General features: G+C 37.9%; 16 protein-coding genes. 15 read left to right on the forward strand and 1 reads right to left on the reverse strand.

The genetic code is table 11. The features are described 5' to 3' along the window. The first annotated feature begins 89 nt into the window (after nucleotides 1-89). On the forward strand, nucleotides 90-2,669 hold the full coding sequence (gene gyrA / locus M0D58_RS02305; protein ID WP_248393377.1) for a DNA gyrase subunit A: 2,580 nt from the start codon (nucleotides 90-92) through the stop codon (nucleotides 2,667-2,669). Between the two features lie 29 nt (nucleotides 2,670-2,698). Next, on the forward strand, nucleotides 2,699-3,733 hold the full coding sequence (locus M0D58_RS02310) for a tetratricopeptide repeat protein (protein WP_248393380.1): 1,035 nt from the start codon (nucleotides 2,699-2,701) through the stop codon (nucleotides 3,731-3,733). 68 nt (nucleotides 3,734-3,801) lie between these two features. On the opposite strand, the gene pncA is transcribed toward M0D58_RS02310, so the two are convergent. Further along, nucleotides 3,802-4,407, reverse strand: coding sequence for a bifunctional nicotinamidase/pyrazinamidase (gene pncA, locus M0D58_RS02315; protein ID WP_072882881.1), 606 nt, complete (start codon nucleotides 4,405-4,407; stop codon nucleotides 3,802-3,804). A gap of 156 nt (nucleotides 4,408-4,563) precedes the next feature. Here pncA and M0D58_RS02320 point away from each other — a divergent pair, with 156 nt between their 5' ends. The 13 genes from M0D58_RS02320 to M0D58_RS02380 all read left to right on the forward strand — a co-directional run bounded on the left by M0D58_RS02320 (nucleotide 4,564) and on the right by M0D58_RS02380 (nucleotide 14,920). Next, entirely contained in the window at nucleotides 4,564-5,100 is a 537-nt protein-coding gene (locus tag M0D58_RS02320; RefSeq protein ID WP_248393381.1) for a YfiT family bacillithiol transferase, read from the forward strand. Then, nucleotides 5,094-5,555: a DUF1569 domain-containing protein gene (locus M0D58_RS02325; RefSeq protein WP_248393383.1), complete on the forward strand. Its 462-nt coding sequence runs from the start codon at nucleotides 5,094-5,096 to the stop codon at nucleotides 5,553-5,555. Before M0D58_RS02320 ends, M0D58_RS02325 begins: the two co-directional genes overlap by 7 nt. Continuing rightward, a complete protein-coding gene (gene ytxJ / locus M0D58_RS02330) occupies nucleotides 5,552-5,929 on the forward strand; it encodes a bacillithiol system redox-active protein YtxJ (RefSeq protein ID WP_248393386.1) in 378 nt (125 codons plus the stop codon). The genes M0D58_RS02325 and ytxJ overlap by 4 nt, the downstream gene beginning before the upstream one ends. Next, nucleotides 5,929-6,525, forward strand: coding sequence for a Crp/Fnr family transcriptional regulator (locus tag M0D58_RS02335; RefSeq protein ID WP_248393388.1), 597 nt, complete (start codon nucleotides 5,929-5,931; stop codon nucleotides 6,523-6,525). The genes ytxJ and M0D58_RS02335 overlap by 1 nt, the downstream gene beginning before the upstream one ends. 540 nt (nucleotides 6,526-7,065) lie before the next feature. Continuing rightward, on the forward strand, nucleotides 7,066-7,662 hold the full coding sequence (locus M0D58_RS02340; protein ID WP_248393391.1) for a Crp/Fnr family transcriptional regulator: 597 nt from the start codon (nucleotides 7,066-7,068) through the stop codon (nucleotides 7,660-7,662). Between the two features lie 43 nt (nucleotides 7,663-7,705). After that, nucleotides 7,706-8,320, forward strand: a complete 615-nt coding sequence (locus M0D58_RS02345) for a Crp/Fnr family transcriptional regulator (RefSeq protein ID WP_248393393.1) — start codon at nucleotides 7,706-7,708, stop codon at nucleotides 8,318-8,320. 353 nt (nucleotides 8,321-8,673) lie between these two features. Further along, on the forward strand, nucleotides 8,674-9,240 hold the full coding sequence (locus M0D58_RS02350) for a hypothetical protein (RefSeq protein WP_248393395.1): 567 nt from the start codon (nucleotides 8,674-8,676) through the stop codon (nucleotides 9,238-9,240). A 188-nt stretch (nucleotides 9,241-9,428) separates the two neighbouring features. Then, nucleotides 9,429-10,061 (forward strand): ferritin-like domain-containing protein, encoded by a 633-nt coding sequence (locus M0D58_RS02355; RefSeq protein ID WP_248393396.1) that lies wholly within the window; start codon nucleotides 9,429-9,431, stop codon nucleotides 10,059-10,061. Nucleotides 10,062-10,194: 133 nt separating this feature from the next. Continuing rightward, entirely contained in the window at nucleotides 10,195-12,336 is a 2,142-nt protein-coding gene (locus M0D58_RS02360; protein ID WP_248393397.1) for a catalase, read from the forward strand. 337 nt (nucleotides 12,337-12,673) lie between these two features. Then, the gene (locus tag M0D58_RS02365) at nucleotides 12,674-13,174 is read left to right on the forward strand and encodes a CinA family protein (RefSeq protein ID WP_248393402.1); all 501 of its coding nucleotides are present in this window, start codon (nucleotides 12,674-12,676) and stop codon (nucleotides 13,172-13,174) included. A gap of 5 nt (nucleotides 13,175-13,179) precedes the next feature. Continuing rightward, nucleotides 13,180-13,977 (forward strand): SDR family NAD(P)-dependent oxidoreductase, encoded by a 798-nt coding sequence (locus tag M0D58_RS02370; RefSeq protein WP_248393409.1) that lies wholly within the window; start codon nucleotides 13,180-13,182, stop codon nucleotides 13,975-13,977. 6 nt (nucleotides 13,978-13,983) lie between these two features. Then, the gene (locus M0D58_RS02375) at nucleotides 13,984-14,736 is read left to right on the forward strand and encodes an SDR family oxidoreductase (RefSeq protein ID WP_248393411.1); all 753 of its coding nucleotides are present in this window, start codon (nucleotides 13,984-13,986) and stop codon (nucleotides 14,734-14,736) included. Between the two features lie 16 nt (nucleotides 14,737-14,752). Next, nucleotides 14,753-14,920: a hypothetical protein gene (locus M0D58_RS02380; RefSeq protein WP_248393413.1), complete on the forward strand. Its 168-nt coding sequence runs from the start codon at nucleotides 14,753-14,755 to the stop codon at nucleotides 14,918-14,920. Nucleotides 14,921-14,936 lie beyond the last annotated feature (16 nt).

The raw sequence follows: 14,936 nt of genomic DNA on the forward strand, positions 1-14,936 counted from the left end.
CGTAAATTAGCCCGTTAATAAAAATTCAAAAAAAATAATTTTCAGACATACAGCTAAGGGTCTGACTGTCATTATAATAAAATTTGTTTATGCAAAAAGAAGGAGAAAGACTGATTCCCATCAATATTGTTGATGAAATGAAGTCGTCTTATATCGATTATTCGATGTCTGTTATCGTTTCAAGGGCGTTACCTGACGTGAGAGACGGCTTGAAACCCGTTCATAGAAGAGTACTTTACGGTATGTATGGATTAGGGGTTTTTTCTAATAGAAAATATTTAAAATCTGCTAGAATTGTTGGAGACGTTTTAGGTAAATATCACCCTCACGGAGATTCTTCTGTATACGATGCAATGGTAAGAATGGCTCAGGACTGGAGCCTTCGTTATCCTCAGGTAGACGGGCAGGGTAACTTCGGTTCAATGGATGGTGATCCACCGGCAGCAATGCGTTATACCGAAGCAAGATTAAAAAAGATTTCTGATGAAGTACTTTCAGACTTAGACAAAGAAACGGTTGATTTTCAGAATAACTTTGACGACAGCTTGCAGGAGCCAACGGTTTTACCTTCTAAAATCCCCAATCTTTTAGTAAACGGAACTTCCGGTATTGCGGTAGGGATGGCCACCAATATGGCACCACACAATTTATCGGAATCGGTGGATGCTATATGTGCTTACATCGATAACAGGGAGATCACTATTGATGAACTGATGCAGCATATTATTGCTCCGGATTTCCCTACAGGAGGTATCATTTACGGATATGACGGCGTAAGGGATGCATTCCACACCGGGAGAGGAAGGGTAGTCCTTCGTGCTAAAGTTGCTTTTGAAGAGATAGGAAACAGAAATGCAATCATTGTAAATGAAGTTCCTTATCAGGTAAATAAAGCCGAAATGATTGCCAGAACGGCAGAACTGGTGAAGGAAGAAAAAATCCCGGGAATCTACGAAATCAGAGATGAATCAGACAGAAGAGGACTTCGTATTGTTTATGAATTAAAAAATGATGCAATTCCGAATGTTGTCTTAAACTTATTATATAAATATACTTCACTTCAGACTTCTTTCAGTGTTAATAATATTGCATTGGTACATGGGAGACCGGAGCAGCTGAATCTGAAAGACATCATCCACCATTTTGTGGAGCACCGTCATGAAGTAATCGTAAGAAGAACCCAATTTGAGCTTAGAAAAGCAAAAGAAAGAGCTCATATTTTGGAAGGTTTCATGAAAGTGATCGGAACACAGGATTCACTAGACAGAGCCATCTCTATCATTCGTCACTCTGCCAATCCGCAGGCTGCAAAAGAAGGATTAATAGAGGCCTTTGAGCTTTCTGAGATCCAGGCGCAGGCAATTCTTGATTTACGTCTTGCCCGTCTTACAGGAATGGAGCTTGATAAGATCCGTGATGAGTACGATACGATTATGAAAGAAATTGCTGATCTTGAGGACATTCTGGCTAATGAACCAAGAAGATTCCAGATCATCAAAGATGAATTAATTGAAGTTAAGGAAAAATATGGTGACGAAAGAAGAACCGAAATTGATTATTCGGGAGGTGAAATGTCTATCGAAGATATTATTCCTAATGAATCTGTAGTACTTACCATTTCGCATGCCGGATATATCAAGAGAACTTCGCTTTCAGAATACAAAATTCAAAGCAGGGGAGGTGTAGGAAATAAAGCGGCAACAACAAGAGACTCTGATTTCCTTGAGTATATCGTATCTGCAACCAATCACCAGTATATGCTGTTCTTCACAGAAAAAGGAAGATGTTACTGGTTAAGAGTATTCGAAATTCCTGAAGGTTCCAAAACAGCCAAAGGAAGAGCGGTTCAGAATTTGATCAACATCGAACCGGATGATAAGATTAAAGCTTACATCAGAACCAATAACCTTAAAGATTCTGAATATGTAAACCAAATGAGTGTAGTAATGGTTACTAAAAACGGGACCATCAAGAAAACATCACTGGAAGCGTATTCAAGACCGAGAGTAAACGGGGTGAATGCCATCGAAATCCGTGATAATGACCAGCTATTAGGAGCATATCTTACCAATGGTACATCACAGATTATGATTGCTACTAAAAATGGTAAATGTATCCGTTTCCCGGAAGAAAAAGTAAGAGAAGTAGGAAGAGGATCTATCGGGGTACGTGGAATTGCAATGGATGATGATGATGAAGTAATCGGGATGATTGTGGTAAACGATGTAGAAAAAGAAACCGTTCTTGTAGTATCTGAAAAAGGGTACGGAAAGAGAACAGCCGTTGAAGATTACAGAATCACCAATAGAGGAGGAAAAGGAGTTATTACTTTAAATATTACTGAAAAAACAGGAAATCTGATTGCCATCCAGAATGTAACGGATGAAGACGGATTAATGATCATTAATAAATCCGGAGTTGCCATCAGAATGGGAATGGATGAGATGAGAGTAATGGGAAGAAATACACAGGGTGTACGATTGATCAACCTTAAGAAAAATGATGAAATTGCTGCTATTGCAAAAGTAGCAATGGATAAAGAAGTAGAAGATTCTGAAGAGAATGAAGAAATAGAAGGAACAGTAGCTGATAACCACGAAAACGATACAGAAGCTCCGCAGACAGATCATAATGCAGAAGACAGTGAGAATTCTGATTCGGAAGAATAAAATTGTATAATTAATATAAAATAGTGATTATGAAAAAGCTAATTTTAGGGATGGCTATCGTAGCATCAGCTTTTGTTTTCGCACAAAAAGGAGATGTGAACGCTCAGCTACAAGAGGCTAACAAAACAGCAATGGATGCATATAATGCTAAAAACTATGCTGTAGCGGCTCCTAAGTTTATGGAAGTTTACAACTTACTTAAATCGAATGGACAGGACAATAAAGTATATATGTATTACGCAGGACTTAATTATGCTTTGGCAAATGATTATCCGCAGGCTTCAAAAATATATACCGATCTTATCAACTCTGGCTATACCGGCGTTGAAACAACCTATACTGCAAAAGATAATAAAACAGGACAGGTGTCAAGTTATGATCAGAAAACATGGGAAATACTGAAGAAAACAGCTTCCAAAGATTATTCTGACTTCAAAACTCAACAATCGCCTAGTGTAGAATCTGATCTTTATGAAACTTTAGCAACGATTTTACTGAATACCAAGAAAAATGATGAAGCACTGACTATCATTGAGAAAGGTTTGGCAAAGTTTCCCAATAATGCTAAATTAAAAGAATATCAGGGAACTGCATTGTATGCATCCGGAAAGACAGATCAGTTTATGCAGAATCTTAAGGATCAATTGGCTAAAAATCCTAATGATGCTACCAACTGGTATAACTTAGGAGTTCTTCAGTCTAAAAACCCAGCGACGGTAAATGAGGCTATTACTTCATTACAAAAAGCTATTGAACTGAAGCCGGACTTTGGAAATGCTTACCAGAATCTTGTTTACGCCGTAATTGGTGATGATGAAAAAGCAGTGAATGAAATCAATGCATTAAGAAAAACAAAACCAGACGAAGCAACAAAGCTTATTGAAGCAAGAAAGGACAGATTCAGCAAAGCATTACCATACGGAGAAAAATGGTTGCAGGCAATGCCGAATGACCTTACAGCTGTTCAGACTATGAAAGATGTCTACAACACAACAAAAAATACAGCTAAAGCTAATGAAATGAAAGCTAAAGAAGCTGAACTTCAGGCCAAACAGGCAAAATAAATAGAAAAACCGAAACAACATTGTTTCGGTTTTTTTATGTTTAAATCAGGGATTAAATACGAGCTCAATTATCCGAGAACAGTTACTCCCTTCTGAATCATATCATAGATTGCATCTCTGCCGTTATCCGGCTTTACATTCACAGCTCTTGTTCCGTTAAAATGGAGACAAGTAACATATCCGTTGTCTACAGCATCAGTACATGTATATTTTACACAGTAATCCATAGCAAGGCCAACAATCTCCAGAAGCTGAATATCATGATATTTCAAAAAATCATCAAGTCCGGTTTTCATGAAATGATTATTATCCTGAAAACCGCTGTAGCTGTCAATCTCAACATTTTTTCCTTTCTGGATAATGTGGGTAACTTTATCTCTGTTAAGGTCTTTATGAAATTCTGCACCAAAAGTCCCCTGAATACAGTGGTCCGGCCACATGAACTGCGGAACGCCGTTTAAAATAATACTTTCTCCTACTTTTCTGCCATTATTGCTGGCAAAACTTTTATGATTAGCAGGATGCCAGTCCTGTGTCAAAACAATCTGATCGTATTCATTTTCTTCCATCAGGGCATTGATGTACGGAATTACCTCATTGGCTCCCGGAACCGCCAGTGCGCCGCCTTCACAAAAATCATTCTGCACATCTACGATTATTAACGCTTTTTTCATATTTAGAATTCTCGAATTTTTGATAAATTTACAAAAACAAACAGCAAATAGTCATCCAAATCAGATTTATCGGACAAATAGACATTTATGAAATTCTCTACATTCCGGGACTTCAGGACAATCGGTGATTAAAACGATTTAAATCTCAATAAAAAAATGAACGATATTGAACAAAAAAAGTTCCCGATAGGTACCTTTGAAGTACCTGAAAATATTTGTGATATTACACTCGACGAATATATAAAAGTCATCAAAGATTTTCCCGGAAAACTTAAAAACCTGATTGAAGACTTCTCAGATGATCAGCTTGACACCCAATATAGACCAGGAGGCTGGACCGTACGACAGCTGGTAAACCATATTGCAGACAGCCATATCAACAGTTTCATCCGATTCAAACTGGCGCTTACAGAAGAAAATCCTACAATAAAACCTTATGACGAAGCGAAATGGGCAGAACTTCAGGACAGCCTGAATATGCCTGTAAAACCTGCCATGAGAATGATCCGGGGAACGCACCAAAGGTGGACAACATTGTTGAAAAGTATGACCAACAAGCAGTTTGAAAGAACCTTTCATCATCCGGAACATAACAAAAACTATGATTTAAGACATTGCCTTGCCTTGTACGCCTGGCATTGCAACCATCATTTTGCTCATATCGAAAATCTTAAGAAAGAAAAAGGGTGGTAAAAAAAAGCCTTCATAACCCTGAATGTTTTGAAGAAATCATAAACAGAATTCATCTTCTGGACAAAAATTCCCATGCGCTGTGGGGCAAAATGAATGTCTGCCAGATGATGAGACACTGTAATCATGTGCTTCAGGTTCCGCTCGGGAAAATAAAACTTCCGGAAATTAACCGTTTGTTTGCAATGGTTGGAAAGATCACCAAGTGGGAGATTCAGGTTTTTAATAACGGAATTCCCAGAAATATGCCTACTTTTCAAAAACTTATTATTAATTTTGAATGTGATTTTGAAGAAGAAAAAGAAAACCTTCTGCAAACGCTTGAAGAATACAGCACATGTTACAAGAATAATAATCTCCCGGGACGCCATGTTCTTTTCGGTTTAATGAAAGAAAAAGATTGGGGATTTCTGGAATATAAACATCTTCATCATCATCTAAAACAATTTAAGGTATGAGTTTTTTTGACAAAATATTCGGTGGAAAAGAAGAAGGTTCTGAAAAGAATCAGCTCTGGAAATATATAGAATCTGAAGAGAATCTTAAAAAAGCAATCGAACATTCCTTCACCAGGAAGATTGCCATCTTCAAGCATTCCACAAGCTGTTTTATCAGTAAAACGGTTTTAAGGAATTTTGAAAAAGAAATGGAAAACTCAGACCAAAAACCTGATTTGTATTTTTTGGATTTGCTTGCCCACAGGGACTTATCCAATAAAATAGCTTCGGATCTTGGTATAAGACATGAAAGTCCCCAGTTACTGGTGATTGAAAACGGAACAGTAATCAGCAATGCTTCGCATCAACATATATCGGCAGACCAAATCGTATAATGAAGAATATCAATAATTATTTATCCAAAGTTCTGGACGTTCCTTTAGAAAAAGTGAATTTGTGTAGTCTGCATTATGAAGTAAAGAAAATACCTAAAAACCAGTTTCTTTTGCAGTACGGCGAAATATGCAGATACATTTATTTTGTTGAAAAAGGATTGCTCAAAATGTATTCTATTGATAAAAACGGCAAAGAACATATTATTCAGTTTGCTCCGGAAAGCTGGCTTATTTCAGACCGTAGCAGTCTTTATTTCAATGAAAAATCCATTTATTATATAGAAGCGGTAGAAGATTCGGAAGTTTTGCTCCTCCATCCTGATTTTATCAATAAGCTGATTGGTGAGTTCCCCAACAGTCTTGAAAAAAGCGATATTCTTCTCCAGAAACATATAAAAAGCCTTCAGGACAGAATCAATTCTTTATTAGGAGAAACCGCTGAAGAACGCTATATGAAATTTATAAAAATGTATCCGGACCTGCTGATGAGAGTTCCACAATGGATGATTGCTTCTTACCTGGGAATTACTCCCGAAAGTCTGAGCCGCGTACGAAAGGAGCTTGCAAGAAAGAATTTTGTTCCGGACAGCAAATAGATTACTAAAATATTGAAATTGACCATAGCTAGCTATCGGTCTTTTTTTATGATCATAATCATGTTTTTTCTAATAGAATATATTTAACTTTGAAAGACACACCAAAATAATATTATGAAATTTACAAATTCCAGAGCATATTCGGCTTATCACTGCAAACGGATTCCGGACAGAATCCTGAAGATTGCAAATTACCTTAACAATAACCACTACTAGCCATTCTACCAACTGTTATTGAAACAGCTGATAAAAAATATACCTATTTCTGATAAAAAATTAACCGTTTATTAGTAAACGGCTTTTTTGTAGTTATATATCAAAAAATCATTATTGAATTTAATAATGTCAAATAGTTAATGATGTTGACAATTAATAATTTTTATATTGAAAATAGATATTAAAAATTAAAACATAAACATTAATACATTAAATTGATTAAACAAAATGCAATAAGGTTCAAAATTTGCATTCATATTAATATGAACTAACCAATACTATTTACTAGGAATGCTCACTATTTAACATTTAAAAACAGCTAACATGGTTATTAAAGAAGAAGTTCTGCATTCGGTAGGCGCAATTATCAGGCATTACCAGCCTGGAGAAATTATTTTTAACGAAGGAGATGTGCCAAAATATTATTATCAGATCATAACAGGCCAGGCAAAACTGAATAATTACAGCGACGACGGTAAAGAGATCATACAGACTCTTTTGGAAGAAGGTCAAAGCATAGGAGAATCATTACTTTTTATTGATAAACTATATCCTGTCAATGCTGTTGCCATTACAAAATGTTCTGTCCAAAGGCTGCCTAAAACGGTTTTTCTTGATTTGATTAAATTGTATCCTGAGATTTCATTTGAAATGAATAAAACACTTTCTCAGAAGCTTTATTTCAAGCTGATTATGGCACAGAATCTATCATCCCAGAACCCAACAGCGAAACTTACGGTATTAATGGATTATCTGAAAAGTTTTCAGGAAAATCAATCACCATACTCTTTCATGATCCCACTTACAAGACAACAGATGGCAAGTCTTACAGGTCTTTGTGTAGAAACGGCCATCAGAACCATTAAAATAATGGAAAGAGATAAAATTGTAAAGATTAAAGACAGGAAAATTTTGTATTAAATCTAATTTTTTTTAATTTAATACGGTCTTAAAAACTTTAAAAATGAAAACAGTCAGCTGCATGAATATCGAGCCTGAACTCCTCTTCTCATACGGTGCCGAAAATAAATTGTACAGGCATAATGAGATGATATACAGAGAAGGTGACCATGCGGCTTATTACTATCAGGTTGTTAAAGGAAAGGTAAAACTAAACAGCTATAACGAAGAAGGAAAGGAATTCATCCATAATATTGTCGGTGAAAAGCAAAGCTTCGGGGATGCCATGATTTTTGTTGAAAATTTCTATGTAATGAATGCTGTTTGCATCGCTGATGCAGAGCTCATAAGACTTTCCAAAAGCAACTTTCTTAATCTTCTTAAAAACAATCCCGATGTATCCCTTGAAATGAATGCCTGCTTATCGCAAAGATTATATTTCAAGGCCATTATGTTGCAAAACATGTCTTCACAAAACCCCGTTATCCGCCTAGAAGGATTACTCAATTACCTTAAAAGCTATCACGACGGCGATTGCGGACAATGTTTCCCTGTAGAACTCACCAGACAACAGATTGCCAATCTTACCGGGCTTAGGGTGGAAACCGTAATCAGAACCCTGAAAAAAATGGAAAAACAGGGAAAACTTACCATAAAAGACCGAAAAATTTTATATTAATATCTTTCAACATGATTTGGGTCATAAAATGGTGATATATTCTAACGTACATTTGAGTTAATTAATTCATCCATATTCTTAAAGCCTCGTACTGGGTACATCTTAAGCTCTTTAGCTTTTATGTTCATGTAAATTAACCAAAAACTCATTGCTGTCTAATACTAGTCACGGCCGGCAATACCATCACTATAATATTAATATAAAAAATTCAGTTATGAACACTAGAAATTCAAGAAATCGTAGAGGAAACTCCGGTTCATCAAGCAATCTCGAAGAAATTTATCAGTTAGGTTATGACCATGGTTATAACGATGCGTCACAGGACGAAGAATATGATGATGATTTCTCAGAGTATGAAGATTACTTTGACGAAGATGATGATGAAGACGAAGATTACGACGATGAAGACTATGATGATGAAGATTACGATGATGAAGATTATGACGATGAAGACTACGATGACGATGACGACGATAATAGAGGAAGAGGCAGAGGAAGATCAGGAAACGGAAACCAGCAGAGAGACAGCCAGGGAAGATTTACTTCCGGAGGCGGTAGAGGCGGTTCTCGTGGAGGATCAGGACGTGGTTCTGGTTCTGGATCAGGATCATCGGGAAGAGGAAGAAATTCAGGAGGTTCCGGAGGATCAAGATCAGGAGGAAGAGGCAGATCTTCAGGTTCATCAAACTCAAACAGTGATAACTATGATCACAGACATGATAATCCGGGTAGGCCAAGAGGAAGCAGGAACGGAGGTGGAAGATCTTCAGGATCGGGATCCGGCTCAAATTCCGGTTCAGGCAGATCAGGATCAGGTAGCGGCAGAGGCGGCTCAAGATCAGGAAATAATGGAGGTTCAGGTCGAGGTTCCAATTCAGGTTCTGGTAACGGATCATCAAGAAGAGGTTTTGCTTCCATGAGTAAGGCAGAACGTACAAGAATCGCTCGTATGGGCGGACAGGCCTCTCACGGCGGCGGAAGATCTTCAGGTTCGGGCAGATCCGGATTTGGAGGCAGACGTAATAATTCATAATTCTTTTTCCATGATTACCTCTTTATTAATTTTTTAAAGGGGTAATCTTTTAAAATCAAACACCACATTCACATTATGGCAACAAAAACATTAGATAATAAAGATAACAGTACTACCGGTACTGGGACATCATCATCCACCACTGGATCAACAGGTTCATCAAAAAAAACAGCTTCGGTAGACAATGCTACCGTAGATCAAAATGAGATGCAAAACTCTCCATTACACAAATTCTTCGTTTCTGCACTGAAAGATGTGTATTATGCAGAAAACGCGATCATTGAAGCGTTGGGAACAATGCAGGAAGCAGCTACCACCGACGAGCTGAAAGAAGCTTTTGAAGATCACCAGCTGCTTACCCGGAAACACGTAAGCAGACTTGAAAAAGTTTTCAAGCTGATTAATGAAACGCCTGAGAAAAAAGAATGTAAGGCTATAAAAGGGATCATCGAAGAAGGTGAAGAAATCATCAAATCCACGGAAGAAGGTTCCATGACACGGGACGCTGCCTTAATTATCGCTGCACAAAAAGTTGAACACTATGAGATCGCAACCTATGGCGGACTGGCACAGCTGGCTATTACTATGGGGCATGATAAAGCGGCAGACCTGCTTGAAAAAACATTACAGGAAGAAGAAGATACCGATTATGAACTGACGGAAATCGCTGAAACCTTCATCAATTTTGATGCGGAACAGGAAGATTAATCATACAATAATATCAGCCATATGGAGCTTTCTGTATGGCTTTTCTTAAATCTAAAAATAGCTAATGATAAAATTCTATTATTTCTGAATAGTTTATTTAAACTAAAAAATACCACACCAAATATAAAGAATTATGAAAGACAACAAACCGAACAACGAAAAACTGAACCAGCTGGAAGCTCACATGACATCCAATGAAAATGAAAAGCTGACGACCAATCAGGGGCTGAAAATCAATAACAATCAGGATTCCCTGAAAGCGGGAGACAGAGGTCCTACTTTGCTTGAAGATTTTATTTTAAGAGAAAAAATTACCCATTTTGACCATGAAAGAATTCCTGAAAGAGTAGTTCATGCACGTGGATCAGGAGCACACGGCGTATTTAAACTTACCAAAAGCCTCGCAGAATTCACAAGAGCCAATTTCTTATCCGAAGTCGGAAAAGAAACTCCTGTTTTCGTAAGATTTTCAACGGTTGCCGGAAGCAGGGGGAGTACTGATCTTGCAAGGGATGTAAGAGGATTTGCCGTAAAATTTTATACTGATGAAGGAAATTATGATCTTGTCGCCAATAATATGCCTGTATTCTTCATTCAGGATGCTATTGAATTCCCGGATCTTGTACATGCCGTAAAACCGGAACCTCACAACGAAATACCGCAGGCGCAGTCTGCACACGATACCTTCTGGGATTTTATCTCTTTAATGCCCGAAAGCATGCACATGATCATGTGGCTGATGAGTGACCGGGCAATCCCGAGAAGTTTTTCAAGAATGGAAGGATTTGGAGTTCATACCTTTAAATTAATTAATGATGAAGGAAAAGCACACTTTGTGAAATTCCATTTTAAACCGAAATTAGGAGTACATTCCGTAGCGTGGGATGAAGCTCAGAGAATCTCGGGAGTTGATCCTGATTTCCACAAAAGAGACCTTTGGGAATCTATTGAAAACGGGATGTTCCCGGAATGGGATTTCGGAGTACAGCTGATTCCTGAAGAAGATGAATTCAAATATGATTTCGACCTTCTTGATCCTACTAAGATTGTACCCGAAGAAGAAGTTCCGGTTCAGCTTATCGGAACATTAACATTAAATAAAAATCCGGAAAACTTTTTTGCTGAAACGGAACAGATTGCTTTCCATCCCGGACATGTGGTTCCCGGAATTGATTTCACTAATGATCCGCTCCTTCAGGGAAGACTGTTTTCTTATACCGATACACAACTTATCAGATTAGGTGGTCCTAATTTCCATGAAATCCCGATCAACAGATCCGTAAATGTTGTTCATAATAACCAGAGAGATGGTTATATGAGACAACAGATCGCAAAAGGAAAAGTAAGCTATGAACCGAATTCAATCGGCGGAGGATGTCCTTTCCAGGCAATGATGAAAGAAGGAGGTTTTGTTTCCCAGGAAGCAAGAGTTTCCGGAGCTAAAGTAAGAGAAAGAAGCAAAAGCTTTGTAGATCATTATTCACAAGCCAAATTATTCTACAATAGCCAGTCGATGCCGGAAAAAATGCACTTGCAGAATGCACTGATTTTTGAGCTTTCAAAAGTGACCATCCCTGCAATCAGAGAGAGAATGGTAAGCCAGCTTGCTTTTGTTGATAAAGCTCTTGCTTCAAAAGTTGCGGCTAAAGTAGGGGTTGAAGTAAAAGAACTCAACTTCCCGAATCAAAGTATTCCTGCAGACGCAGATCCTTCAACGTTACAAAGCGAAGAAAGAGAACCTGAAACCAAAATTTCAGAAGCATTAAGCATGCAGAATACCGTTAAAGATACCATTATGGGCAGAAAGATCGGCTTTATTATGGGAGACGGGGCAGATGCAGCAGCAATTAATGATTTAAAAACTCAGCTGGAAGCAGAAAATGCAGTGGTGGAGATCATCGGTACAAGTATGGCTCCCGTAAAGGTAAGTGACGGCTCATCACTTATTCCGAAACATTCTTTAACAAGCAATTCCAGTGTTTCCTTTGATGCTCTTTACATTGCGGCAGGAGAAAATTCCACCAAAGAATTACTGACTCCCGAAAACAAACAGCCTGCTCTGAATTATATCAACGAAGCATACAAACACTGTAAAGCCATTTATTTTGGCGAAGGGACCGAACCATTATATATGAACAGTAATATAAGCATGAAAGATCATATCGATCCTGCTATCGTTATCGCTGAAGATGAAAATCCTGCAGATAAATTTATTACAGCAATTGCAAATCACAGAGTCTGGGATCTTGAAATAGAAAGAAATGCCAGAAAATAACTAGGAAGGCAATAAGAAGGGGAGGTATCGTCCAATTTTAGATGTTTATCCGGTAAATTATGATAATTTCAAACTTGGACAGATTTTTGATAAAGTATTACTATCAAGGCCGGCCAGTGCAACGTTCATGCAATTATTGATAAATTGATGGATCATGTACAACGCGGCAGGGTAAAACTGGATGATATTATCCCCATCGGCTTTCACTCGAAGTGGTGTCAAAAGGATACGAAATCTTTGATAAAAGCAGAACGGACGCATAAAAAAGCTCCTTGATCCCTGGAAGACTTCACGTCTTTAAAAAAAAATACACACTAACACACTAAATATTAGTATTATGGAATTTCAAAAAAATCTTCTGGAATATATCAGCCAGTCATTAATGACTACCGATGAAACGATTTCAGTTGCAGAAAGCGTTACCTCAGGGTGTTTACAGCTTGCTTTCTCTCAGATGCCCAACGCTTCAATGTTTTATAAAGGCGGCCTTACCTCATACACCTTGCAGGAAAAAGTAAGGTTATTGGGAGTTGATGCGCATGAAGCAGAAGAATGCGACTGTGTTTCAGAAAATATAGCTGAAACGATGGCCCTCAATGTTGCGAAACTTTTCGAATCCGACTGGTCGATTGCAACAACAGGATATTGTACCCCTATACGCAATTCTTCGTACAAAATTTTTGCCTTCTTTTCATTTTCTTACAAAGGAGAGATTATTTTAACGAAAAAGCTCGAACTTCATCCTAAGACACAGGCCTTAAATGCCCAGTTGTATTATACTGAATTTATTTTAGGATGTTTTAAAAGTGAGATCAATCAGTTATTAATTCTAAAGTAAGGTCTATGAACAGAAAAAATGAATATGCGCTGGTTACGGGAGCAACCAGTGGGATCGGTTATGAGCTTGCAAAACAGTTTGCAAGCAACGGATATGATCTTGTGATGGTTGCCCGCAATCATGATGAGCTGAAAACAAGAGTCGATGAATTTAAAAGTTTCGGCATTAATGTAATTACCATCGCTAAAAATCTTTTTATTGAAGAAGACGCCTATTCTTTATATTCTGAATTAAAATTAAACGGTATCAGTCCTTCAATCCTTGTGAACGATGCAGGGCAGGGCGTTTATGGAAAATTTCAGGATACAGATCTGCACCGTGAAGTAGATATTGTTAATCTGAATATCGTTTCTGTCCTTATTTTGACCAAAATGTTTTTGAAAGACCGCTTACCGAAAGGTTCCGGAAAGATCCTGAATCTGGCTTCTATTGCAAGTAAGGCTCCGGGTCCGTGGCATTCGGTGTATCATGGGACCAAAGCATTTATTTTATCCTGGTCGGAAGCCATCAGGGAAGAATTGAAAGATACCGGAATTACAGTAACAGCCTTATTACCCGGGCCTACGGATACCGATTTCTTCAATAAAGCAGATATGAATGAAAGTAAGATCCTGGAAGATAAAGACAATCTTGCATCACCGGAAGAAGTAGCTATTGATGGTTTTAATGCCTTAATGAATGGTGATGACAAAGTTGTTTCGGGATTAAAAAATAAACTCACCGTAGCCATGTCCAATATTGCAACAGACAGCATGGCCGCACACAGAATGGGAGAAATGCAAAAACCGGTCAATGAAAAATAGATTATTATGGCAAATTTAAAATTAGAAAATAAAACAGCACTCATCACAGGAGCAGACAGCGGAATCGGTAAGGCAGTAGCATTACTTTTTGCAAAAGAAGGAGCAGATATTGCCATTATTTATTATTCTGATGATGAAGATGCAGAACAAGTAAAATCAGAAATTGAAAACCTGGGGAGAAAAGCTTCTATTTATAAGGGAGATGTTAATGATTATAAATTCTGTGAAGAGACCACAAAAAAAATAGTTTCCGAATTTGGAGGAATTGATATTCTTGTCAATAATGCAGGAACCCAGATTCCATCGGACAATATTGTTGATCTTGAGGAAGAGAATATCAGAACCACGTTCAATTCCAATATTATAGGAATGATCCTCTTGACAAAACTTGTTTTTCCTCATTTAAAACAGGGAAGCTCTATCATCAATACAACATCCGCGGTAGCCTATCAGGGACATGAAGAACTGCTGGATTACTCGGCTACAAAAGGAGCGATTGTTTCTTTTACACGCTCTTTGGCTTTACAGTCGAAACCGAAAGGCATTCGCGTCAACGCTGTAGCTCCGGGACCGGTAGCCACGCCATTAACCAAAGAAACTTTCGGGGAAGAAGAAGACGATCCGAACAAGCCGCCTTTCGAAAGAAATGCAACACCGGAAGAAGTGGCTACAAGCTACTTGTTTCTTGCAAGTGAAGACGGCGCGCAGATTACGGGACAGGTACTTCATCCAAACGGTGGTATTGTCGTTAACGGATAATTAAAACCTAATAATTATGAAAACTACTGCTTTATTGCTGGGGATTATAAGTCTTTTCGCACTGTCATCATGCAAATGTGATTTTGACGAAGACGAACCTAAAAATAAATATGACGGAAACAATTCCGGCACCAACAAAAACAATGGCAGTACATCTGAAAAAGATACACTGCAGATCAAGTAAGTTTAACCAAAATTCT

Source organism: Chryseobacterium nepalense (genome assembly GCF_023195755.1).
GTDB lineage: Bacteria > Bacteroidota > Bacteroidia > Flavobacteriales > Weeksellaceae > Chryseobacterium > Chryseobacterium nepalense.

Excerpts from the sequence above, each read along its gene's own strand:
- gyrA (WP_248393377.1), top strand. The coding sequence starts at position 90 with ATGCAAAAAGAAGGAGAAAGACTGATTCCCATCAATATTGTTGATGAA.
- M0D58_RS02310 (WP_248393380.1), top strand. The coding sequence starts at position 2,699 with ATGAAAAAGCTAATTTTAGGGATGGCTATCGTAGCATCAGCTTTTGTT.
- pncA (WP_072882881.1), bottom strand. The coding sequence starts at position 4,407 with ATGAAAAAAGCGTTAATAATCGTAGATGTGCAGAATGATTTTTGTGAA.
- M0D58_RS02320 (WP_248393381.1), top strand. The coding sequence starts at position 4,564 with ATGAACGATATTGAACAAAAAAAGTTCCCGATAGGTACCTTTGAAGTA.
- ytxJ (WP_248393386.1), top strand. The coding sequence starts at position 5,552 with ATGAGTTTTTTTGACAAAATATTCGGTGGAAAAGAAGAAGGTTCTGAA.
- M0D58_RS02335 (WP_248393388.1), top strand. The coding sequence starts at position 5,929 with ATGAAGAATATCAATAATTATTTATCCAAAGTTCTGGACGTTCCTTTA.
- M0D58_RS02340 (WP_248393391.1), top strand. The coding sequence starts at position 7,066 with ATGGTTATTAAAGAAGAAGTTCTGCATTCGGTAGGCGCAATTATCAGG.
- M0D58_RS02345 (WP_248393393.1), top strand. The coding sequence starts at position 7,706 with ATGAAAACAGTCAGCTGCATGAATATCGAGCCTGAACTCCTCTTCTCA.
- M0D58_RS02350 (WP_248393395.1), top strand. The coding sequence starts at position 8,674 with ATGAAGATTACTTTGACGAAGATGATGATGAAGACGAAGATTACGACG.
- M0D58_RS02355 (WP_248393396.1), top strand. The coding sequence starts at position 9,429 with ATGGCAACAAAAACATTAGATAATAAAGATAACAGTACTACCGGTACT.
- M0D58_RS02360 (WP_248393397.1), top strand. The coding sequence starts at position 10,195 with ATGAAAGACAACAAACCGAACAACGAAAAACTGAACCAGCTGGAAGCT.
- M0D58_RS02365 (WP_248393402.1), top strand. The coding sequence starts at position 12,674 with ATGGAATTTCAAAAAAATCTTCTGGAATATATCAGCCAGTCATTAATG.
- M0D58_RS02370 (WP_248393409.1), top strand. The coding sequence starts at position 13,180 with ATGAACAGAAAAAATGAATATGCGCTGGTTACGGGAGCAACCAGTGGG.
- M0D58_RS02375 (WP_248393411.1), top strand. The coding sequence starts at position 13,984 with ATGGCAAATTTAAAATTAGAAAATAAAACAGCACTCATCACAGGAGCA.
- M0D58_RS02380 (WP_248393413.1), top strand. The coding sequence starts at position 14,753 with ATGAAAACTACTGCTTTATTGCTGGGGATTATAAGTCTTTTCGCACTG.